This window comes from Sphingobacterium sp. IITKGP-BTPF85 (genome assembly GCF_001006065.1).
Lineage (GTDB): Bacteria > Bacteroidota > Bacteroidia > Sphingobacteriales > Sphingobacteriaceae > Sphingobacterium > Sphingobacterium anhuiense.
In genome coordinates this window covers 1-23,297 of the sequence record NZ_ASZT02000060.1, presented here as the reverse complement: position 1 = coordinate 23,297, position 23,297 = coordinate 1, and the positions used below count along the sequence as shown (strand labels likewise).

Annotated in this window: 23 protein-coding genes and 4 pseudogenes; 9 read left to right on the top strand and 18 right to left on the bottom strand. The window is 36.3% G+C overall.

Annotated elements, in window-relative coordinates; translation table 11 throughout:
* Position 1: 1 nt before the first annotated feature.
* Complete coding sequence (locus tag L950_RS33205) at positions 2–709, bottom strand: 3-deoxy-D-manno-octulosonic acid transferase (RefSeq protein ID WP_231577249.1); 708 nt, start codon at positions 707–709, stop codon at positions 2–4.
* A 20-nt stretch (positions 710–729) separates the two neighbouring features.
* Positions 730–1,128, bottom strand: a complete 399-nt coding sequence (locus tag L950_RS33200; RefSeq protein ID WP_231577248.1) for a 3-deoxy-D-manno-octulosonic acid transferase — start codon at positions 1,126–1,128, stop codon at positions 730–732.
* A gap of 309 nt (positions 1,129–1,437) precedes the next feature.
* On the opposite strand from L950_RS33200, the gene galE reads away from it, so the two are divergent.
* Positions 1,438–2,466, top strand: coding sequence for a UDP-glucose 4-epimerase GalE (gene galE / locus L950_RS13050; RefSeq protein ID WP_021187996.1), 1,029 nt, complete (start codon positions 1,438–1,440; stop codon positions 2,464–2,466).
* A 96-nt stretch (positions 2,467–2,562) separates the two neighbouring features.
* Here the strand turns inward: galE and L950_RS13045 are convergent, their stop codons facing one another.
* Positions 2,563–3,921: a hypothetical protein gene (locus L950_RS13045; protein WP_021187995.1), complete on the bottom strand. Its 1,359-nt coding sequence runs from the start codon at positions 3,919–3,921 to the stop codon at positions 2,563–2,565.
* 588 nt (positions 3,922–4,509) lie between these two features.
* Here L950_RS13045 and L950_RS13040 point away from each other — a divergent pair.
* Positions 4,510–5,091, top strand: coding sequence for a hypothetical protein (locus tag L950_RS13040; RefSeq protein ID WP_021187994.1), 582 nt, complete (start codon positions 4,510–4,512; stop codon positions 5,089–5,091).
* 139 nt (positions 5,092–5,230) lie between these two features.
* Positions 5,231–8,565: pseudogene (mfd, locus tag L950_RS13035) on the top strand (transcription-repair coupling factor).
* Positions 8,566–8,636: 71 nt separating this feature from the next.
* Here the strand turns inward: mfd and L950_RS33195 are convergent.
* From L950_RS33195 to L950_RS13020, 4 genes and pseudogenes are all read right to left on the bottom strand, one after another.
* On the bottom strand, positions 8,637–9,323 hold the full coding sequence (locus L950_RS33195) for a galactokinase (RefSeq protein WP_231577247.1): 687 nt from the start codon (positions 9,321–9,323) through the stop codon (positions 8,637–8,639).
* On the bottom strand, positions 9,296–9,787 hold the full coding sequence (locus tag L950_RS33190; protein ID WP_231577245.1) for a galactokinase: 492 nt from the start codon (positions 9,785–9,787) through the stop codon (positions 9,296–9,298). Before L950_RS33190 ends, L950_RS33195 begins: the two co-directional genes overlap by 28 nt.
* Positions 9,788–9,790: 3 nt before the next feature.
* Positions 9,791–10,838 (bottom strand): annotated as a pseudogene (locus L950_RS13025) (UDP-glucose--hexose-1-phosphate uridylyltransferase).
* Between the two features lie 176 nt (positions 10,839–11,014).
* On the bottom strand, positions 11,015–12,013 hold the full coding sequence (locus L950_RS13020; RefSeq protein ID WP_021187993.1) for a metallophosphoesterase: 999 nt from the start codon (positions 12,011–12,013) through the stop codon (positions 11,015–11,017).
* Positions 12,014–12,040: 27 nt separating this feature from the next.
* Here L950_RS13020 and L950_RS35420 point away from each other — a divergent pair, with 27 nt between their 5' ends.
* Positions 12,041–12,172: a hypothetical protein gene (locus L950_RS35420; protein WP_021187992.1), complete on the top strand. Its 132-nt coding sequence runs from the start codon at positions 12,041–12,043 to the stop codon at positions 12,170–12,172.
* Positions 12,173–12,306: 134 nt separating this feature from the next.
* Here the strand turns inward: L950_RS35420 and hemH are convergent, their stop codons facing one another.
* Both hemH and L950_RS13010 read right to left on the bottom strand, forming a co-directional pair.
* Entirely contained in the window at positions 12,307–13,335 is a 1,029-nt protein-coding gene (gene hemH, locus L950_RS13015; protein WP_021187991.1) for a ferrochelatase, read from the bottom strand.
* Positions 13,336–13,416: 81 nt separating this feature from the next.
* Positions 13,417–14,265 (bottom strand): 4-hydroxy-3-methylbut-2-enyl diphosphate reductase, encoded by an 849-nt coding sequence (locus tag L950_RS13010; protein WP_021187990.1) that lies wholly within the window; start codon positions 14,263–14,265, stop codon positions 13,417–13,419.
* Positions 14,266–14,415: 150 nt separating this feature from the next.
* Between L950_RS13010 and L950_RS13005 the strand changes: the two are divergent.
* A pseudogene (locus L950_RS13005) lies at positions 14,416–14,834 on the top strand (nucleoside-diphosphate kinase).
* Positions 14,835–14,890: 56 nt separating this feature from the next.
* Here L950_RS13005 and ybeY read toward each other — a convergent pair.
* Positions 14,891–15,325, bottom strand: coding sequence for an rRNA maturation RNase YbeY (gene ybeY, locus L950_RS13000; protein ID WP_021187988.1), 435 nt, complete (start codon positions 15,323–15,325; stop codon positions 14,891–14,893).
* Between the two features lies 1 nt (position 15,326).
* Positions 15,327–15,740 (bottom strand): Holliday junction resolvase RuvX, encoded by a 414-nt coding sequence (gene ruvX, locus L950_RS12995; protein ID WP_031286988.1) that lies wholly within the window; start codon positions 15,738–15,740, stop codon positions 15,327–15,329.
* Positions 15,741–15,850: 110 nt separating this feature from the next.
* On the opposite strand from ruvX, the gene L950_RS26510 reads away from it, so the two are divergent.
* From L950_RS26510 to def, 3 genes and pseudogenes are all read left to right on the top strand, one after another.
* On the top strand, positions 15,851–16,138 hold the full coding sequence (locus L950_RS26510; protein ID WP_021187986.1) for a hypothetical protein: 288 nt from the start codon (positions 15,851–15,853) through the stop codon (positions 16,136–16,138).
* Positions 16,036–16,374: pseudogene (locus L950_RS37320) on the top strand (DUF1684 domain-containing protein); the annotation flags it as partial. The gene L950_RS26510 and the pseudogene L950_RS37320, both read left to right, overlap by 103 nt.
* A gap of 45 nt (positions 16,375–16,419) precedes the next feature.
* Entirely contained in the window at positions 16,420–17,076 is a 657-nt protein-coding gene (gene def / locus L950_RS12985; protein WP_021187985.1) for a peptide deformylase, read from the top strand.
* Between the two features lie 636 nt (positions 17,077–17,712).
* On the opposite strand, the gene L950_RS12980 is transcribed toward def, so the two are convergent.
* The 6 genes from L950_RS12980 to L950_RS36530 form a co-directional block, all read right to left on the bottom strand.
* Positions 17,713–18,558, bottom strand: a complete 846-nt coding sequence (locus tag L950_RS12980) for a glutaminyl-peptide cyclotransferase (protein ID WP_021187984.1) — start codon at positions 18,556–18,558, stop codon at positions 17,713–17,715.
* 204 nt (positions 18,559–18,762) lie between these two features.
* Positions 18,763–19,125 carry a YraN family protein gene (locus tag L950_RS12975; RefSeq protein WP_021187983.1) on the bottom strand — a complete coding sequence of 121 codons (363 nt, stop codon included), beginning with the start codon at positions 19,123–19,125 and terminating at the stop codon, positions 18,763–18,765.
* A gap of 3 nt (positions 19,126–19,128) precedes the next feature.
* Positions 19,129–19,725 carry a hypothetical protein gene (locus tag L950_RS36545; RefSeq protein WP_031286984.1) on the bottom strand — a complete coding sequence of 199 codons (597 nt, stop codon included), beginning with the start codon at positions 19,723–19,725 and terminating at the stop codon, positions 19,129–19,131.
* The gene (locus tag L950_RS36540; RefSeq protein WP_316930634.1) at positions 19,722–20,381 is read right to left on the bottom strand and encodes a toprim domain-containing protein; all 660 of its coding nucleotides are present in this window, start codon (positions 20,379–20,381) and stop codon (positions 19,722–19,724) included. The genes L950_RS36545 and L950_RS36540 overlap by 4 nt, the downstream gene beginning before the upstream one ends.
* Positions 20,341–20,778 (bottom strand): hypothetical protein, encoded by a 438-nt coding sequence (locus L950_RS36535; RefSeq protein WP_316930633.1) that lies wholly within the window; start codon positions 20,776–20,778, stop codon positions 20,341–20,343. The genes L950_RS36540 and L950_RS36535 overlap by 41 nt, the downstream gene beginning before the upstream one ends.
* Positions 20,756–21,091, bottom strand: coding sequence for a CHC2 zinc finger domain-containing protein (locus tag L950_RS36530; RefSeq protein ID WP_316930635.1), 336 nt, complete (start codon positions 21,089–21,091; stop codon positions 20,756–20,758). Before L950_RS36530 ends, L950_RS36535 begins: the two co-directional genes overlap by 23 nt.
* 163 nt (positions 21,092–21,254) lie before the next feature.
* On the opposite strand from L950_RS36530, the gene L950_RS12965 reads away from it, so the two are divergent.
* Entirely contained in the window at positions 21,255–22,640 is a 1,386-nt protein-coding gene (locus L950_RS12965; RefSeq protein ID WP_021187982.1) for a nucleotide sugar dehydrogenase, read from the top strand.
* Positions 22,641–22,846: 206 nt separating this feature from the next.
* On the opposite strand, the gene L950_RS33185 is transcribed toward L950_RS12965, so the two are convergent.
* Positions 22,847–23,026, bottom strand: coding sequence for a hypothetical protein (locus tag L950_RS33185; RefSeq protein WP_021187981.1), 180 nt, complete (start codon positions 23,024–23,026; stop codon positions 22,847–22,849).
* Positions 23,027–23,297 lie beyond the last annotated feature (271 nt).

Sequence of the window (23,297 nt, the reverse complement as noted above, 5' to 3'; positions counted from 1 at the left end):
CTTACTTCAATAATTTAGAAGAATAAAGATATTTCATAATAATTGCAGTAGCACCAGCATGCTGCTGCACAAAACATTTTGCTTGTTTCCCGGAATATTCTCTTTTTACACTATCCTGCAGACATGTAAACACTTTATACAGTTCTTCCCGATTTTGAATTGAAAACCCAGCGCCTTGCTCAATCAGATCCTTAGCCTCTTGAAATTTATGATATTTAGGACCAAATATAACGGGAATACCATAAGTAGCAGCCTCTAATGTATTATGAATACCAATTCCAAAGCCTCCGCCGATATAACTCATCTTTCCATAACCATATAGCGACGACAGCATGCCAATATTATCAATAATCAGCACTTGAGCATGTGCTACTCTTTCATCAGCATACGAAACATATTTAGAGAATTGTAAAGCATCAGGAAATAACGCTAAAATTGCTCTTATATGAGTATCATGAATTTCATGTGGAGCCAATATCAGCTTCCACTTCGGAAATTTCAACATTAAATCTTTTAATAACTGCTCATCTTCTTGCCAAGTACTACCCGCAACCAAAACTGGATATTCTGCGACAAATTGCGTAACCTCATCGATCTGTTTTCTCTGCTTAGGCAATTCAACCACACGATCAAATCGCGTATCCCCTGTTAACCCAACATTTCTAAATCCATGCTCTTTCAATAAATGAACACTTTCTTCATTCTGCATGAAAAAATAAGTCACAGCACTCAATATCTCTCGAAAAAAACCGCCATAAGGTGGAAGAAAATTTGATCAGGCCTGAAAATGGCAGAAATCATCAATAATGATATCTGTCTATTTTTCAGCTCAGAAAAATAATGATACCAATACTCATATTTTGTAAAAACTACAAACTCAGGATTAATTAAATCAATAAACAGTTTTGCATTTTTTGCTGTATCCTCAGGTAAATAAAAAACGTAATCTGCTAAATTTGTATTTTTACGAACTTCATATCCCGATGGAGAATAAAAAGTAATAACAATTTTTTTTAAGGGGAAATCTTTTTTTATCCCTTCCAAAACAGCCCTTCCCTGCTCAAATTCACCCAAAGAAGCAAAATGAAACCAGATGTGATTTTGACCCGTTTCAACCGTTTGATTCATGCGTGCATACCAGTCCCTACGCCCCTCTACCCAAAGCTTTGCTTTCGGATGAAAAGGCGATATTAAGCGTAATAAAAGCCCATAAAGATGGATTCCTAAAGAATAAAGAAGACGCATGTTCGTAAAATAATACTTATATTCGTCAAAGATATTAAACCCTTTTCTAATTGTTGGAAATAAGTAGAAAATAAGGCTGGGAAACGAATTTTAATAACCGAAGCGGTAAGATTAAAAAACGATGACATATTATCGATAGGTATCAACTGAGCATTTAGATCACAAAGACTTTACATATTATAACTATAAACAATGAGCAAAATACTTGTAACAGGCGGAACAGGATATATTGGTTCGCATACAGTTGTTGAATTACATAATGCAGGCTATACACCGGTTATCGTTGACAACTTATCTAATTCTAGCATCAAAATGTTAGATCAAATTGAAAAAATCATCGGTATAAAGCCTGAGTTTCATCAGTTTGATCTATGTGATGACACCAAAGTTTTAGAATTTGTTAAAAACAATCCAGATATCAACGGTATCATTCATTTTGCAGCATCTAAAGCAGTAGGTGAGTCCGTTCAGAATCCATTAAAATATTATCACAACAATTTCTTCTCCCTAATCAATCTTTTAGAAGCTTATCGTGAAAAGCCGATAAATTTTGTCTTCTCTTCCAGTTGTACAGTTTATGGAGAACCTGATTACTTACCTGTTGACGAAGCTGCCCCAGTAAAAAAAGCAACTTCTCCATATGGTAACACCAAACAGATTGCAGAAGAAATATTAGAAGAAACTGCAAATGCATATGACAATTTTAATATTATTGCATTACGTTATTTCAATCCTGTAGGAGCACATGAGTCAGCATTAATTGGCGAATTACCATTAGGAGTTCCTCAAAATCTTCTTCCATTCATTACCCAAACAGCTATAGGAAAACGCGATAAATTGACTGTTTTTGGAAATGACTTCGATACAAAGGACGGTTTCTGTGTACGTGACTTTATCCATGTTGTAGATTTAGCAAAAGCACACGTTGCAGCAATCAAATTATTGGAAAAAGGAAATCCTAAAGGAAAGTACGATGTATTTAATGTAGGCACAGGAAATGGATATTCTGTTTTAGAAGCTATAAAAGCTTTTGAAGAAGCTTCAGGCCAAAAACTAAACTATGTCGTAGGACCACGTCGTGAAGGCGATATCGTCAAGGTATATGGCGATGTAACAAAATCAACCAATGAGTTAAATTGGAAAGCACAATTAGGCATCTTCGAAATGATGGATAGCGCTTGGAAGTGGGAGAAATACCTGCAGGAAAATCCAATCGATTAAAAAAATAAAAGGAGTTAACGTTTAGTGTTAACTCCTTTTATTTTTTATCCATAAACAGATATTTGACTTTGAAAGTGGAGATCACCTATGACAGCGCTACGATTTTAAATTCGAAGACAATACGGTGTAACGGTCTTCCCCTATTTTCTTCTTCAATCTCTGTTTAGCTTTCTTCACAGCATCCTCAGTCACGCCCAATAAATTAGATATCTCGTTATTTTTTAAGCCTAACTTACCTAAAAATATGAATCTCAGATTTGATTCAGTCAATTCTGGAAATTTTCTAAGGATATCATTGTAAAAAAACGGATACTCCTTCACAAAAGCTTCCTTAAATAAACTCCATTTATCTTCAGTCATTAAATGGGATTCCAACAATGCTTGTAGTTGCCCCCTTTCATTCTCAATAACAGAAAACGAAGTTTGTTTTACAGTTTCTATTTCATCTTTCAAATTAGCGATATACTCATTCTTCTCTTTTAGATATATAGTAAAAGAAGATAAATTATTATTTGCTTCCATTAGCTTTTGGTCAGACAAATACTTTTCCATCTGCAGGCCTAATACACGCCTCTCATAGATAATTCTACGCACCTTCAGTTTTCTGTTAAAAAGAAAATACAAACTTATCGATAACGCCAATAATAATACAACAACAATACTGTACGCTCTCTTTTTAAACAATTCTTTCTCGAATTGTTCTTTGCCCAGTTCTATTCTATGAATATATTTCTGTTTATCCGCCAGCCATTTTAATTGTTGCAGTTTCTCATCACTATTCCACAGCTGTAAACTATCATTAATCTGAATCAGTCTCCTCCTGGCTAAAAGTTCGCTATGTTCATCCTGTCGCTTTACAGCAATTTGTAATCTAACTTCCGTAATCTCCTTTTCAGATTTTTTCAGATACACTTTTTGAGTAGCGTAATTACTAGCTCGCTTGATCGCGTTCTCAGCGAGGTCTAATTTACCCTGATCGACATATATTCGAGCCAATAAGATATAAGCGTACATGGTATTCTGATTACTACTATTGCGTTCAGAATAAACAAGGTCTTCCAATAATAAATCAACTGCTTTTCCGAAATCCCCTTTCCCCCGATAAATGAGTGCCTGATTACCAAGTGCCTTACCCAATCGAACTTCGTCACCATTAAATTTAGACAGTGACTCCACTTCTTTAAAATAACGAAATGCTGTTACAGTATCTGCCAATTTCAGATATGCCGTACCTAATGCATCAAGGATACTTCCCATTTCTCTTGATTGAGGTGCTGCATGTTTACGGGCAAGATTTAGATATTCCATATTAGCCTCAGCATCACCTATACTACCAAAAAAATAAGCCATATTACGTAGGGAAATATCAGGATTAGGAAGTTTTTTCAGAGATATCTGAGGCAGTAAGTCGCGTAGACCTAAGAAAACTGGAAATGCATCCGTATAATTATGCAAATCATACAGATAAAACCCATAATTGACTTTTGTCCAAAATTCAAGTTCTTTATCTTTGGTATTTTTTGCTTTTTTATCGCAGTTAAATACAGATTTGTGCTTCTAGCATTGGCCGAATCATAAACATTGGCAAATCCTCTTGCAAGCATATTATCGTATGCAATGAGCAAGGACTCATCATCATATATCTTCGAATAAGAATGATAGGCTTTAAAAAATTTTTTAAAGCAATAGTATCAGTCCCAAAATCCCTCTCTTGTTTGATTAAATATTCAATCCGACTCTTACTGGAAAACAAATCCTCAAGCTTAATAGAATCCGCAAAAGCCGTATTCGCAAAAACTAACGTACAGAAAAATATATTTAGCAGTTTCAAATCAATGGAAGATTATTAGGATGTAGGTATTTATCTACAAATATAAATAATTTTAGATGTAGTACGTCAAGAAGGTCTATTAAAATAATGTTATTAAAATTTTGATTTTATAGTAACATCAGGATGAACAATTAGCCAACCGCTTTTTAAGGTAGGGCATACATCGTCGTTACTAATTTTAAAAATCATTAATTTTCACCTATCTTTAAATCATGTCAATTCATCAAGATCCCGAATTAAAAAAAGCTGTACTTAACCTTCCCTTAAAGGAAAAAGACAAGTTATTACTCCGATTGATTAGTAAAGATAAAATGCTCATCAAACAACTACATTTTCAGCTTTTAGAAGATGAATCTGACTTAGAACAACGCATTGAACATCTGAGAAAACAGCTACAAAAACTTTTTGACATAGGTGAATCACAAGTGTACAATACGCCAAGTATGAGCAATTTCGTAGGATTAAGCAAATTGGTAAAACAAGCCAGCGGCATGGTTAACGAGCACGAAAAAATCACAAAAGATAAATTGAGTGAAGTAGAATTTCGTATTTACATTTTAGAAAGAGCCATCATGATGTACCCATCGTTATTTGGTTCATCTTACCAATCTGCCGCACATAAACTTCAAAAATATATAGCTGGCAGAATAAAACATGCTGTGTCAAAATATGAAAAAATTCATGAGGACCATCAGTTTGACTATAGAGAGCATTTCCAAGAAATACTTGATGCAGCAAATGCTACAGCATTAAAAGACTATATAAAAGTATTAAATGTAAATACAAACTTATAATACAGTTCTACAACACCGTCCAGTACCAATGACAATGAGACCTTACTAATTTTTTGGTTATTTATAGCAGATAGCAAAAGCTTATTTTGTAACAACCCATCATTTAACTAAATTCGCAATATTCCAAATTAGTGAACGCGTGGGAATTAAAGAAATTATAGAAAAATACGGTCAAAGTGAGTTGACACAAACTTTGACAAAAGCGATACAAGCTAAAAATCCAAAAGTCCATTTAAGAGGCCTTATCGGTTCATCTGATGCCGTTGTTGCAGTAGCGAGTTATACCCTACAAGAACGCCCCTACCTCTTTATCCTTCCAACACATGAAGATGCATCTTATTTCTTAAGTGATCTGGAAAGCCTTCTGGATAAACAGGTATTATTTTTTCCCGCCTCCTACCGTAAACCTTTTGATTTTACACAACTTGATGCAACACATGTTTTACAACGCGCAGAAACATTAAATGTACTAAATCATACTTCCGAATTACCAAAAATGGTTGTTACATACCCCGAAGCAATTGCTGAAAAGGTAATTAATAGAAGTGATCTGGAGAAAAACACGTTAGAAATAACCGAAAACACCAAATTAAGTATAGACTTTATCAATGAGTTTCTATTTGAATACGATTTCGATCGTGTAGATTTTGTTTACGAGCCTGGACAGTACGCCATTCGAGGAGGAATTGTCGATATATTCTCTTTTTCTAATGATCTTCCCTACCGAATAGAATTTTTTGGAGATGACATTGAAAGCATTCGAACATTTGAGATCGAATCCCAACTGTCTGTATCAAAAATTCATAAAGTAACCATCGTCCCCAATGTGCAAGCTAAATTCTTAAGTGCGCAAAATATTTCCCTTTTGGAGTATATTGACAAAGATGCAGTTGTTTGGATAAAAGATGATCAGTTCACATTGGATACGATAAAAGATGGAAATAAAAAAGCAACCGAGTTTTGGAATGCTTTATCAGAAAAAGAAAAGAAAGACAATTCAGAGTGGATAAATCCCGCTTATGGATTTTCTGACGAAAAAAATTTCAATGCACTCCTTTTCGATTTCCCAATCGTCGAATTCGGAAAACAATTCTTCTATAAAGCCGAAACGACAATCAAATTTGATATCCACCCACAACCCTCATTCAATAAAGATTTCAATCTGTTGATCCATAATTTCAAAGAGAATGAGAAAAATAAAATCGAAAATTTAATCTTCTCAGATTCGCCTAAACAAATAGAGCGGATATATAAAATCTTAGAAGATCTCGACAAAACAGTTACCTTTATTCCTGTCCATAAAGGATTCAGAGAAGGATTTAGGGACGATGATGTCAAATTAGCCTGCTATACAGATCATCAAATTTTTGATCGATATTATAAGTACAAGCGAAAAAAAGGTTATGAAAAAAGTCAGGCCATCACGTTAAAAGATCTGCGAGATCTTAAACCAGGTGATTATATTACCCATATCGACCATGGTGTCGGAAGTATGCTGGACTTGAGAAAGTGGAAGTCAATGGCAAATCTCAGGAAATGATCCGATTGAGTTATGCTGACAATGACCTTCTGTACGTAAACATCAACTCCTTAAATCGGATTTCCAAGTATTCAGGAAAAGAAGGTTCTATTCCAAAAATGAATAAACTGGGAACAGATGTATGGGACAAGCTAAAGAAAACCACAAAGAAAAAAGTCAAGGACATTGCCCGAGACTTGATCATGCTCTATGCGAAACGTAAAGCACAGACCGGTACGGCCTTTAGTCCAGATTCTTATTTACAGAATGAACTGGAAGCTTCTTTTATTTATGAAGACACACCAGATCAAGAAAAAGCTACTGCAGATGTAAAACGTGATATGGAATCGCCACATCCTATGGACCGTCTAGTATGTGGTGATGTTGGTTTTGGAAAAACGGAAATTGCTATACGAGCAGCATTTAAAGCTGTTGCAGACAGCAAGCAGGTTGCAGTACTTGTACCAACAACGATTCTTGCACATCAGCATTACCGAACTTTTACTGAACGCCTCAAAGATCTACCGTGTACCATAGACTATATCAATAGATTTAAAACAGCAAAACAAATTAAAGAAACATTGGCAAAATTAGCTGAGGGGAAAATTGATATTATCATCGGTACTCATCGCCTAGTAAGTAAGGATGTTAAATTTAAAGATCTGGGACTGATGATCATTGATGAAGAACAAAAATTTGGAGTCTCCGTTAAAGAAAAATTAAAACTATTACGTGCCAATGTCGATTCACTGACATTAACCGCAACCCCTATACCCCGTACATTACACTTTTCGCTGATGGGGGCGCGAGATTTGAGTTTAATCAACACGCCACCCCCCAATCGTCAACCTGTTCAAACAGAATTGCATGTATTCAATGAAACACTGATACAGGAAGCAGTATCCTTTGAACTGGAACGCGGTGGACAAGTGTTCTTTATTCACAACCGTGTTGCCGATCTTAAGCAACTAGGTGCTATGATTCAAAAATTAGTCCCTAATGCACGGGTAGGTATCGCGCATGGACAGCTTGAAGGTGATGATCTCGAAGATGTTATGCTTAAGTTTATCAATCACGATTTTGATGTATTGGTTGCCACAACCATTATCGAAGCCGGATTGGATATTCCCAATGCCAATACCATCATCATTAACCATGCGCATATGTTTGGTCTAAGCGATCTTCATCAGATGCGTGGACGTGTAGGTCGCTCAAATAAAAAATCATTCTGTTACCTGCTAAGCCCTCCATTATCGACACTTACGCCAGAGGCTTATAAACGATTATCAGCAATCGAAGAGTTTTCAGAATTAGGGGCAGGATTTAATGTCGCTATGCGCGATCTAGATATTCGTGGCTCAGGAAATTTATTAGGTGGAGAACAATCTGGGTTTATTGCCGAAATTGGTTTTGAGATGTATCATAAAATTCTTGATGAAGCAATTCAGGAATTAAAAGAAGACGAATTCTCAGATGTCTTTGCCGATGATAAAGACCACAAATATGTCTCCTTTACGCAGATCGACACCGATATGGAAGTATTGATACCTGATGAATATGTAACCAATATCAGTGAGCGATATAACCTATATACGGAAATATCGAAACTCGAAAATGAAGACCAACTGACAGATTTTGCAGTATCATTAGAAGACCGATTCGGTCCGATACCACATGAAGTCTTTGAATTGTTTAATACTTTGCGCTTACAATGGTTTGGAAAGCAGATTGGATTTGAAAAAATATCCTACAAGAAAAACACCTTAAAAGGATATTTCGTTAACAACCCAAAATCAACTTATTTCGAATCGGATCAATTTGGAAGAGTACTTGCTTTTGTTCAGCAGCACCCAGAGATTAGTAATTTAAAAGAAATCAAAAAACAGCTTAGGCTGGCTTTAAGTAATGTGAATAGTATTAGTTATGCTTTAAAGCTTTTAAAAGAAATGGTATAATAGCATTTGTCATATGAGTACACGATCTAAAAAGTTCTATTTAATGATAGAAACCTTTTTTAGATTATTCATTACAAAACAGATGTACCATCATCTGTTTTCACCTGTATTACGGTCAATTCCTTACCAAATTTCGCGAAATATTCTGGTGAGATCTTCTCGATAAGTGCGACAACAAAATCATTTTTCACAAGATTAATCGTGCAACCACCAAAACCACCCCCCATTTGTCTTGCCCCCAGCACCTCAGGAAACTGTTTGATAAAATCCACCAAATAATCTGACTCAGCACAGCTCACTTCATATTCTTGACTCAAACCATGATGTGACGCCAATAGATTTTGTCCTAATGCTTTTAAATTACCAGCTTTCAGATGCTCACATGCCTCATGCACGCGTTCGCTTTCTTCAACGACAAAACGTGTTTTTGTATATACTTCAGCATCTTTATCTTTCACCATTTCATCCAACATCGAAACCGACACATCACGCATATTGACAACCTCAGGATATTTTTCCTTAACCCAATCAATAGCTTGCTTGCATTGTTCCACACGCTTGTTATACGCAGTATCTCCTAATGCATGTTTTACATTTGTATTCAGCAAAATGATTGTATAACCATCCAATATCAGAGGAACATATTCATATTCTAAAGAACGGCAATCGAGCTTTAATACCTGATCCTTTTTACCAAACGTTGAAGCAAACTGATCCATAATACCGCATTTTACTCCTGCATAAGTATGCTCGGCCAATTGTCCAATTTTGGAATCTCCAAACGTGGAATATTTAACTCAAAAAGCTCACTTAAAGCTAAAGTCGTAGCACATTCTACAGCGGCAGAAGAAGATAGACCTGCTCCTAAGGGAACATCACCATCGATATAAAGATTAAATCCACCAACCAATAAACCCCTTTTCTGGATTTGATCAACAACCCCCAAGATATAGTTGGGCCAATGTAAATCTGTTGGTGCAATAGCATTTAAACTGATCTCGTAGACGGCCTTGTAATCTTCGGCATATAAAGAGATCAACTCATCATCTCTTTTAGATACAGCAATATATACCGCTTTATCGATAGCCGCTGGCAGCACAAACCCGTCATTATAATCGGTATGCTCTCCTATGATATTAATTCTACCTGGGGACCGTACAATAATAGGCTCAGCTTGAAAAATGGATGTAAATTTATTCTGTATAGATTCTTTAGTAATCATAAATTAAACGTTTTTATAATGAGTCGTTGAGCAGTTTCTTAATTGTTGAGCTGCAAATTCAGGCGTAATATCACGCTGTGGATTTGCCAGCATTTCATAACCTACCATAAATTTCTTAACGGTAGCAGAACGTAACAATGGTGGGTAAAAATGCATATGCCAGTGCCATTCCGGAAAGTCTCCACTATTCACCGGAGCTTGATGCATACCCGCAGAATAAGGAAATGATGTATTAAATAAGTTGTCGTAGCGTGTTGTCAACAATTTCAAAATTGAGGCCAGCTGTTCTTTCTCCTGATCTGTGAAAGCTAATATATTCTGTACAGGTCTTTTACTTACGATCATCGTCTCATACGGCCATGATGCCCAAAATGGAACTAACGCAACAAAACTGTCATTCTCTTCTATAATACGTTCATTTTTTCTCAATTCTGCTTGAACATATGCACTTAGCATGGTAACACCATGATTGTCAAAATATGTCTTTTGATTTTTCGACTCCTTCTGAAGTTCCACAGGAACATGATTTTGTGACCATATCTGACCATGTGGATGCGGGTTGCTACACCCCATTATAGCACCCTTATTTTCAAATATTTGAATATACTTTATCCACTCATGTTCAGCCAAAGCAGCAAACTCCTTTTGCCAAACATCTACTACCGCTTTGATTGCCGGAACTGACATTTCTGGAAGTGTCAGATCATGTCGTGGAGAAAAGGCGATAACTTTACAAATACCTTTTTCAGATTCCGCAATAAAAAGCTCATCTTCATTGATATCTGCCGTAGGCGTATCCTTCAAAAGTGCAGAAAAATCATTTACAAATACAAAACTCTCTTTATAATCGGGATTAACATCTCCATCAGCGTTCGTTCGTCGGACACAAATAACACTTCGGGTCGTATGATGGTCGTTGTTCTTGATTGTCATCTTCGACTTGTCCTTGCCATGGCCTTTTACTTCGATGTGGAGAAACGAGCACACGTTCACCAGTAAGTATATTCAACCGGGTATGAGGATCCGAATTAATTTCGAATGTTTGTTGCATGGTCTAATTTTTATTTCATAATTTTTGATCGTTAAAGATAGTAATTAGACTGTTAAAGAAAATGACAATGACAATAAAATAAGCACTCGATTGAGTGCTTATTTTTTTATTGTCATCAGCTAACATGTAGGAGAAGCATATTTAAATACCACATCCCTTATAAATGTTATCTTTAATTATACGCGTGCTTTCGGATCATTCCCTTTTATAAGTTCAAAAATGGTGATCTCAGGCAATATTCCTACTCGACCCGGGTAACCTAAGAATCCATAGCCCACATTTACATAAAGTTGCTTATTGTTTTTTTCTCTATATAACCCGGCCCATTCTTTATACACATATTTTGCAGGACTCCATTGAACATTCTTAAGCCGAACACCAAACTGCATACCGTGTGTGTGCCCCGCGAACATGACGTCGATATCTGTATCTAGCACCTGAGCCCGCCAGTGCGAAGGATCGTGGGAAAGAAGTAATTTAACAGACTGTTCTTCTGTACCCAACAAAGCTTTTTGCAAATCGCCGTGCTTAGGGAATCGGCCGGTACCCCAGTTCTGTACACCAACAATAGCCAATTCTTCATTGTTAACTTTCAAAATCCGATTCTCATCATTCAAAAGATCCCAGCCCATTACTTTATGTGTCTCAATCAAGTCCTGAAGATTTTTTCTTTTGGCCGCTGAATCCTCTTTCCCAAAATAATAATCACCATAATCATGATTTCCTAAACTTGAGAATACACCTAAATCAGCCTTTACCCTTGAAAATATATCTTGATAATCGCGCATTTCTGAAGCGACATTATTAACTAAATCACCAGTAAAAAAAATAGCATCTGGTTTTTCATTCAGTAATAAGTCAACTCCACCATTTACGGCTTTTCTATTATAAAAAGAACCCGAATGCACATCAGAAATTTGTCCAATCTTCATCCCGTGAAAAGCTGCTGGCAAATTTGGCAAGTATAACTTTTGACGACGCACACGATAATCATACGCTCCCGAAATAATTCCCCAGCTTAAAGGCACCAATGGCGACGCACCAACCAAAATCCCCGCCTTTGTTAAGAAATCTGACCTTGTGATCCCTTTAACTGGCTCTTCAGCGATTGGCATTTCCAACACATTGACCGCTTGTTTGATCGTTTTTTCGGGGTCAACAGTCTCGTTAGCCAAAGTCCTCCTCTCCTCAAATCATCCAGAATGAGAACAAAGAAAAAGAAGAATTTAGAAGCTGCTGTGAGAAAAAAAGCAACTAAAAAAACGGAACGAACTAGTAGTGGAATATTAAATTTAAAGGAAATGATAACTCCTAGAGAAAGCAAAATTGAATAACCCCACCAAAGAATCCCAAAAGTTTTAGTCTTTGCAAACTTGATCTTTGTTGCCTTTAATGCAAAAAAGATATAAAAGTCCAATAGAAGAAGTACAATTACATTTACTATTAACATCGTATTTTTAAGTTAGTATTAAGCATTCAAAGCCAAGCGCTTCAATGCTTCAATCCACTTAGGATCACCGTTTAGACTTTCAACCAATTGAACCTCTTCACCTCCCAAATGCTTAAACTCATTAGCATATTCCACGCCAATTTCATCTATTGTTTCAATACAATCGGCAACAAATGCTGGACTAAATACCAATAATTTCTTCTTGCCTTTTTGTGCCAAGTCCTCTAATAAACTTGACGTATAAGGTTGAATCCAAGGTTCTTTGCCTAATCTCGATTGAAAACAGATGCTATATTGCTCCTTTTCAAGACCTAATTCTTGAGCAATTGCTCTTGTAGTTGCATGACATTGTGACAGATAACAAAAAGAATTGACCGTATTTTTACACGAATCACAACCATCTTCCGGACAACTTAACTGTCTGGTTGGATCAACTTTCCCCAATTGACGTACAGGAAGCCCATGATAACTAAATACAATATGGTCAAAATGAGCAATATCATGCTGTCTTGCATGATCTGCAAAGGTTTCAATCATGAGTGGCTCTTGACAATAACTACTTACAAAACTCATATTCGGTAAATAATTCCATTTACGAATCAGTTCCATCACGCGGTCAATAACAGATCCACTGGTCGCAGATGCATATTGCGGAAATAAAGGAATAACACGAATCGAATCCAGAAGCATTCCCTCCATATTTTTCAAAGCATTTTCAATAGAAGGATTCTGGTAACGCATGGCCAATTCGACATGATAATCCTCCCCTAAAGACTTCTGCAAGAGATCACGCTGTATAATACTGTAATGCATCAAAGGAGAACCTGTTTCCTTATCCCAGATTGTTTCATAAATTTTAGCAGACTTCGGAGCGCGCGTAGGAGCTATGATTCCCCTAACTAAAAGTGTTCTATTGATATATGGAATATCAATTACCCTTCCGTCCATTAAAAATTCTGTTAAATATTTTCTTACATCTGATGTGGCAGGACTATCCGGAGTCCCCAGTTGAACTAATAAAATTCCTTTGGTAGCTTTCTTACTCATTTGAAACAAAAGTATGAAAATTAGATCGTAGATATTGCTATCTACGACAATATGAAATATTTATGACGCGTAATTATGAGGTTATATCGCTTCTAAGTAAGCTTTGACTTCTTTCATCAGCCACATAGGTGTTGAGGTCGCTCCACAAATACCCACACGATCGCCTTCTTTGAAAACTGTTACATCAATCTCTCCAACTTCTGAAACAAAATAAGTATCAGAATTTTCTTTTAAGCAAACTTCAAAAAGAACTTTACCATTGGAAGATTTTTTACCCGAAACAAAAACAATTTTGTCATACATCTTAGCGAAGTGTACCAGATCTTCGTAACGATTAGAAACTTGGCGACAAATGGTATCGTTTGCTTTTACTTCATAGCCTCTCTTAATCAACTCATCTTTGATCTGATAAAACTTATCTACACTCTTCGTCGTTTGGCTATAAAGTGTAAAGGATGCTGGCAAGTCGGCATCATCCAGCTCAGCAATATCCTGAAAAACTAAAGCTTCATCATTAGTTTGTCCCTGCAAACCAACAACCTCAGCATGGCCATGCTTCCCAAAGATGAGGATCTTCTCATCCTGATCAAAAGAAGTTTTAATTCTATTTTGCAACTTAAGAACAACGGGGCACGATGCATCAATTAGCGTAATATTATTATCTAGAGCGATCTTATAAGTTTCTGGAGCTTCACCATGTGCACGGATAAGGACTTTTTCATGTTGTAAAGTGGGAAGAACATCATGAGCAATGATCCGCAAACCCTTTGCTTTTAGTCGAGCAACTTCTTCATCATTATGTACAATATCGCCTAGACAGTACAAATAACCATCTTCCTCAAGAATTTCCTCAGCCATGTCTATTGCATAGACTACACCAAAGCAAAAACCGGAATCCTTATCAATATCAACTGTTAGATTTAATGCCATAATAGTACAAAGTTAATCATTTCTAGACACGCAAAGAAAATACTTTTTATCAAAGAAAAAGTTACATAAAAATAGTCGTAATGATAATATAATATGCTTATCTTTCAGTTATTGGTGGAAATCATTACTTTTGCAAAAAAAATAACATTAATGGCAACTAACAGAACTTTACGATGATCAAACCAGATGCAGTAGCAAATGGTCACATCGGCGCTATTTTGAATGATATTATTGCTGGTGGTTTCAAAATCGTAGCAATGAAATATATTCAATTGACTACAGAAACAGCGGGTGCTTTTTACGCAGTACACAGCGCGCGTCCTTTCTACGGAGAATTAGTAAACTTTATGACTTCAGGTCCTATTGTTGCTGTTATCTTGGAGAAAGAAAATGCAATTGAAGATTTCCGTACTTTAATCGGTGCTACTAACCCTGCTGAAGCTGCAGAAGGTACCATCCGTAACAAATATGCAAAATCTATCGATGCTAATGCGGTTCATGGTTCTGATTCAGATGAAAACGCTCAAATCGAAGGTGCATTTTTCTTTTCTCAATTCGAGAGATTTTAGTCTTAATCAAATCATATAAAAGCTTGCAATAGTATTATTGCAAGCCTTTTTTATATCTAAAAATCTCGTTTCCCAAGATACTCATTCTCTTTAGCCGTCATCAACGTTTTATCTTCGGGTTTTTTATCATGGTATCCACATAAATGTAATACGCCATGCATAATCACGCGCTGTAACTCATCTCTACTATCAACTTTAAATTTAGCAGCATTTTCTGTAATACGCTCAACACTGATAAATATATCACCAGCAATCACATCATCATCTTCCGAGGAGTCAAAAGTAACAACATCTGTATAAGTATCATGATTCAAATACTGCTTATTAATTTCCAATAAATAAGCATCTGAACATAAGATAAAGCTTAGTTCACCAACACGCTTAAATCCTTCAGCCTTGATTGTATCCACAATCCACTGACGAATTTTTGCCTTTTCCTTTAATTTAAAATCAATATCTTCTACAAAGAATAGAATATCTTTTAATGCCATATTAAAATGCTTTAGTTTCCATATATGTCTGCAAGATCAAGGTTGCTGATATGGTATCCACAATACCCTTTTCTTGTCTTTTATTTTTTTTCTTACCGCTTTGAACGATAACAGCAGCGGCCATTTTTGACGTAAACCGTTCGTCTATTTCAATAATAGGGATCAAAGGGTATGTTTTCTTTAACCGTCTTGCAAATCCTAAAATATGAATCGCAGACTCCGAATCCGTCCCGTCCATTTGCAAAGGCTTGCCCAATACAAACGTCTCCACCTGCTCTGTTTTAAAATAATCTTCTAAGAACTCCCAAATTTTATCCGGATGCACCGTCGTTAATGCTGTTGCAATTATTTGCATCGGATCTGTCACTGCAATACCGATCCTTTTTGTTCCATAATCAAAAGCCATTAATCTCATAACGATGCCTATGTTAAATATTTTGACAAAAATACGATTCTGTTTCTGTAAAATAGATTCCCTATTGATCAAAAAAATCTATAAATTTGCTAGACTTTAAATTAAAATGAATGAAATACACCATATTAATTGGGCTTTTCTTAATTACTGTAAGTATAAAAGCAAATGCTCAAGATTACCAGGCGCTTATTCTAAAAGATCGCCAAGAAAAAGCCTTGAGTCTTTCCAAGTCAAAATTCGGTCCTTTACCGGCAGACCAGGTACAGTTTTTAGATTATTTCCCAGTAGATAAAGCATACCAAGTGACGGCGGACGTTACCTTATTAATAGGAGAAGAAACGTTCAAAATGCCACTTACGATGGAACTAGCAACCCCTATAAACGTTATGCTATTTTAAATTTCACTTTAAACAATAAACCCTATCAACTGACAGTTTATCAAAGTGCGGCGCTATTTCAAAATCCACAATACAAAAACCACCTCTTTCTACCCTTTTTAGATTTAACAAACGGTCAGGAAAGCTATAGTGGAGGACGCTATATTGATTTATCAACGGAGGACATCATAAATGGCAAAGCAACTATAGATTTTAATACCGCTTACAACCCTTACTGTGCGTACAGCAATGGCTATCGCTGCCCTGTACCACCTCAAGAAAACATTTTAGAGACAAAGATTATGGCAGGAGAAAAAGCTTTTCATAAACAAAAAAACGAACGACCAGTAGATATTCAGGCAGGACAAAATTTTAGCGCAGATGATCTTAAGATCATCAATAATGGTACAGAAACAGAAAAATTACGTGTGCTACAAATTACAAATGAGAAAGATCTGACTGTATTAACGACCACTTCTGTTGACCTTAAATTTGATGACCCATCGATCGCAATCTTAGAAAAAAGAATGTTTAGCACAGTCCAAGATCCAGAGCATGCTGGCGTTGGCATCGCGGCCCCGCAAATAGGAATAAATAAAAACTTAATTGTTGTACAACGATTTGATAAAGTAGGTGAACCTTTTGAAAGTTACATTAACCCTAAAATTATTTGGCGATCAAAATTCATCAGAAAGGGAGTTGAAGGATGCTTATCAATACCTGATCGTCGGGAAGAGGTACTTCGCAGTAATACCATCCGCTTACAATATATTAGTAAAGAAGGCAAAATAAAGGAGGAAAATATTGAGGGGTTTACTGCCGTTATTTTTCAGCATGAAGTAGATCATTTATATGGAATACTTTACCCAGACCGTGTGGAAGAGGCTCAAAAAGAAGAATTTGAACCCCTAAGTGATAAAATGCAGTTTTATATTAAGCCAAATACGTTACGACCTTAATAAAAAATGGATCGCTATGGATCTTATTAAAAATATCCATAGCGATCCATTGTTACTTGAGCATCACCGATTGGCATACAATCATAAATTTCTCCTTTACCATCGAGATCTGCTTGATAAAAGAAAAATATTTTGCAAAATGAATTAATTCAATAGCTATGACTTATTATCCCTAGCTATTAATTCAAACGATCTAAGTCCTGTTAGAAAAGGCAATGACCCTATAGCAACAAATACATTTCCTACCACCTGTATTTGGTAAATCGTAAACAAATGACCTCCCTTCATGACAGTTGAAACAACTTACTATCTAATAGGGATCATCTTATAATTTCCTTAAGTTTTTATAGTGTGATAATAGAGGGTTTGTAGAGGGTTCATAGAGGTAAAGCTCTATAAATCCTCTACAAACCCTGCCTTTAGGCTATTAAATATTCCTACTAAAATCTAACAAGATTCAAAGGTGTCTCTCATAAGATTCAAAGCAAATCTATATGTCTATCTAAGAGAGGTAATGCGTCCAAAACTTAAGACAAAAAAAAGAGCATAAAATCTATTTATGCTCTTTTTTCAATCTTCATCGCATCAAAGCTACTGATTGAAAATAGATATTTTTAATGTGACAAGGTAGGTAGCCTAACGGGCGATCATCTTGATTTCAAATAGCGTATTCCAAAGTTTTCCAGTGACAAACAATCTTTTACCTGCTTGATCATAGGCGATACCATTCAACTCATTATCGTATTGTGCATGCTGATAGATCCCAACTAAATTAATTCGACCTTCTACGATTCCAGTTTCAGGATTTATAATAGCAATAACATCCTTTTCATATACATTGGCATACACTTTACCATCAATATACTCCAGTTCATTTAGAAAATTCACCTGACCATTTTCGTCATAAACATCAACAGAACTCATTTCTTGCTGTGTATTCGGATCTAAAAAATATAATTTATTGGATCCATCAGACTTAATTAATCTTTTGCCATCGTAGGTTAAGCCCCAACCTTCTTTACTATCCTTATAAGGAAAAGTTTTCTCCAGTTCAAAACTTGATTTATTAAGAACAAAACCTTCCATATTTTTCCATGTCAACATCACGATTTTATCTCCCATGATGGTCATTCCTTCACCAAAATATTTTTCTGAATCAAACTCTTTTTTCTGTAGCACTTTACCCGTTTTTAAGTCAACGCGTCTCAAGGAGGTAAGTGTACCACCGCCACTACCTGTTGACTCATACAAAAACCCATTTTCATATTGTAACCCTTGGGTAAATGCTGTCGTATCATGTGGAAATTTATTGACAATTTCGAACCCATATTCTTTTGGAGCTGGTGGTACAATAGTGATGTATGCGTTTGCACTATCAATACTTGTTCCTTGATATACCTTTGCAGAAATATTGCGTGTACCCAAAGCTAAGTTCTTACTGTCTACCTGCACTGCAGAAGTATCTTTTCCAGAAGCAACCATCTTATCATCGATATAATATACAACCGAGTCCAGATCAGGTGAATTAAACTTGAGCTGAAATTGAATTGGATCACCTAGCTGTATTGATTGGCTAGCATCGGGTTTAGCAAACTCCAGTTTACCTGACTTCTTCGTTTTACAGGCACTTAAACCAAGTACTAAACCTAAGAGGATATAGGTTGTTTTTTCATATTAAATCTACTTTTATTCATTCCAAAACGCATCTTTGATGTGTTCTAATTGTATGTTATCTTTATCTGTGATGAGAACTGATATAATGTCAAAGCGAATTTCTCCAGTCACATCATATTTTTTCAAATATACATCTGCAGCTCTTGTCAATTTTCGTTTCTTCTGCCAGTCAACAAACTCAAACGGTTCTCCGTAATCAAGCTTACGACGAGTTTTTACCTCAACAAAAACTAAAATACCGGCATCTCTGACTATCAAATCTACTTCTAAATTCTTATATCGCCAATTTCTTAACAAAATTTCACACCCTAAATCCTGCAGAAATTTTTCCGCATAAGACTCTCCTAATTTGCCGAATTCAATATGCTTGGCCATACTTTACTTGACTACGGTATTTCCGAGTAATCCTCCTAACATCTTCTCGGCATCTTTAAGTTTTTGATATTTGAAAATTAAAACTTCGACATTCGCGTCATCCTTTTCCGTCTTTAGCTCTTCACGGATCTTGACCATTTCACGGGTTATTTTACGTTTTTTGATGCGGTAAATCGAAGTGATAACAAGCACTTTTAAATGCTCATATTCTTGAGTTACATAGATTTTACGTTTATCATCATTCCAGTTTTCACTCAGATTGTACTTGGACGCAACACAGTTAATAGCAAGCTCAGCAACAGCAGCGTCTTGATTAGAGTAAAACTGCTTAGCCTCCGGTATTTCAAATTTTTCAACCGCCTCACGATAAACATTTAAGATAAAAGCTGCTGCCTTGTCCTCAAAATTGACATCAGCGATATTACTTAGTAAAACCCCTGCTACTGGTATATCTCCGTCCCCTTCCCAGGTCGCCAGATAGTCGCCATAATTGATAAGAATCCGTATAATTTCACGTTCTTGAAGTATTTCTGAAGTAATCTGCTGCGCAGGTGTCTCTGGTGCCAGCGGCGCGGCACCACCTCTTTCTTCATCGGTCATGAAAAATCTGCAGGAGGTCCATCCATTGGTGGAGCCCCTGCCCCCATAACCGGAGTACTCTTCTTAGTGAAATCCTTATCAGCTTTCTTAGATTTTGAAATTCGGATCTTATTTAATTCTGAAAGTAAGATTCGCTCTTCAATATCCAATAAATTACTGCACTCCCGTATAAAAACTGAAACTTTAATTTCATCCGGAATCAATGCGATACTCTCAACGACATCACGGATCACCTCTGCCCTTTTTATCGGATCATTATTGGTATCGCGAAGTAAAATTCTAGTTTTATAAAAAATAAAATCTTGTTGATTCTCTTTGATATAGGACTTAAATACGGAAGAACCATAAGTCTTTACATACGAATCGGGATCATTACCATCTGGGAAAAGCAAAATCTTAACATTCAAACCTTCCTCCAGCAACATATCCGTTCCCCGAAGAGAAGCTTTAATCCCAGCTTCATCTCCATCATAAAGAATTGTTACATTTTTTGTGAAGCGCGCAATAAGTCGAATCTGTGCTGTCGTCAATGATGTACCTGATGAGGATACCACATTTTCTACACCTGCTTGATGGGTAGATATTACATCTGCATATCCTTCTACCAAATAGCAGTTATCCTCCTCCATAATTGCTTTTTCGCAAATTGAGTCCATAAAGCACATCTGACTTATGGTAGATATCGCTCTCTGGTGAGTTTACATATTTGGGAACTTTCTTATCTGTCTTTAATGTCCTTCCTCCGAAACCGATTACTCTTCCAGTCAAATTATGGATAGGAAACATAACACGTCCGCGGAAACGATCGTATAAGCTTTTATCATCGCGCTCGATCGCGAGCCCAATTTCCTTCAGATAGTCGGGATGAAAACCCGCTTTTGTCGCTGCATCAACAAGTGCAGTCCAATTATCGGGGGAATAACCCAATTCAAATTTTTTGATGATATCTTCCCGATAGCCACGTTCCTTAAAGTAGTGCAGGCCAATAACCTGCCCCATCTCTGTGGTCCACATTTCATCTTTGAAAAATTTACTGGCCCATGCGCTCAACACATATAAACTTCTCTCTTATCTTGAGCGCTAACTGTGCTGGCGAGCGTTCAACCTCTTCAACCTCTATACTGTATTTATTAGCGAGGTATTTAATGCCTTCCGGATAAGAAAATTTCTCTAGTTCCATCACGAACTTCAACGAATCTCCTCCAACCCCGCATCCAAAACATTTATAGATTCCTTTGGAAACAGAAACGTGAAAAGATGGCGTCTTCTCATGATGAAAAGGACAGTTACCAATAAGCGATGTACCCCTCTTTTTCAAGTCTACAAAATCACCTACAACCTCCTCTATTCGAGCAGCATCCAACACCTTATCTATTATCTCTTGCTTGATCAATTTCGTATCCTTTTATAATCAGTAAATTTAATAAATATATAAGCAATTACAACATCAAATTCATCGGCATTTCTGCTATCCAAACTAAATATTTTACTATTTTTGCAATACCATAAGAATGCTGAAATAGAAAGCTATGTCATTTAATATCAAAAAAATCTGTTGTATCGGTGCTGGATATGTAGGCGGACCGACGATGTCTGTTGTTGCCCAACAATGTCCTCATATCCAAATCACCATTGTTGATGTCAATGTCGAACGTATTGCGGCCTGGAATGACGAAAATTTGGATAACCTTCCGGTCTACGAACCAGGGCTGAAAGCGATTGTCGCTGAGGCAAGGGGTCGTAATCTATTTTTCTCTACTGATGTTGATAAAGCTATAGATGAAGCAGATATGATTTTTATTTCTGTCAATACCCCTACCAAAAACTACGGCAAAGGAAAAGGGATGGCTGCTGATCTCAAATACATTGAATTATGTGCGAGACAAATTGCTTCTGTTGCAAAAACAGATAAGATTATTGTCGAAAAATCTACTTTACCTGTGCGTACTGCAGCTGCTTTAAAAAGCATTCTCGACCATACAGGCAATGGTGTTAATTTTCATATCCTATCCAATCCAGAATTTTTAGCCGAAGGTACTGCTATTCAAGACTTATTAGCCCCGGACCGCGTGTTAATTGGTGGAGAAAATCAAGAAGCAATTGATACGCTCGTAAAAATTTACCAAAATTGGGTTCCTGACACTAACATTTTGACGACTAACTTATGGTCTTCGGAATTATCTAAATTGACGGCAAATGCCTTTTTGGCACAACGCGTTTCATCGATAAATTCGATCTCTGAACTCTGCGAAAAAACAGGTGCCAATGTGGATGAAGTTTCTAAAGCAATTGGCATGGATACCCGTATTGGTTCAAAATTTTTAAAGGCATCTGTTGGGTTTGGCGGTTCCTGTTTTCAAAAAGATATTTTAAACCTTGTATATATTGCAAGAAGTTATGGTCTGAATGAAGTCGCAGATTATTGGGATCAGGTCATCATCATGAATGATCACCAAAAACAGCGCTTTGCAGATAATATCATCCAAACTTTGTACAATACAGTATCAGGAAAGAAAATTACATTCTTGGGATGGGCTTTTAAAAAGGATACAAATGACACTAGAGAATCTGCAGCTATTTACGTTGCTGATTACTTATTAAGTGAACAAGCTGAAATCACGATATACGACCCTAAAGTCACAGCCGAACGTATCTACGCTGATCTCGATTATTTAAATACAAGAAGTCCTGAAGAAAATAGAGCACTTGTAAAGGTCGTAAATGATCCCATTCAGGCATGCCAAGACGCCCATGCTATTGCTGTGTTAACGGAATGGGATGAGTTTAAAAACTATGACTGGTACACCATAAAACACCAAATGAAACGACCCGCTTTTATATTTGATGGCAGAAAACTGTTAAACAGAAAGTACCTGGAAGATCTAGGATTTAAATATTATGCTATCGGCGAATAAGTCTATGCATTTCTGTAATAAAAAAAGGGTTGTTTGAAAACAACCCTTTTTTTATTTACCAATTTTTTATGTATTGGGTTCGAGAGAAGTCCGAATATTATTTATTTGAATCGTATATAAATTAACATCGGACTTTAATAGTGCCTGTAAAGCCTTTTAAAAGAATAGAAGAAGAAAGTGGAAAAGGCCTACAGGACTTTTTATCTTTAGCTGGACATCATCTGATATATTTCGCTCATGTAAGTGGATTCTGACAGTGCATCCGAAAAATCATTCCATTCGGTTTCATTAAAAACAAAAACAATTTCTGGACAAGGTGTATCAATCAATACGCGCATATCACCATCAGGAAAGCTAAAATAGTTCCCTTTCACATTACTTCTCATCGTTGCGGAAACAAAGGACTCAAACTGAAGATAACCTAAACTTAATAGGAAAGAGTCTTGCCAGATATAAAATGTTTTACACTTCGTGCAATAACTGATATGAGATTTGCCTTTATGGCTGAGAACGACTGATTGACACATATGATTCGCTTTATTTAAAACATGACACCTTGTATGTATTTAGACTAATTATAAATAATAATCAAATGTAAAGATTTAATTCCGAATTCGTGACAAATAAAAAACAAAAAAGGAGCAAAAATAATTTTGA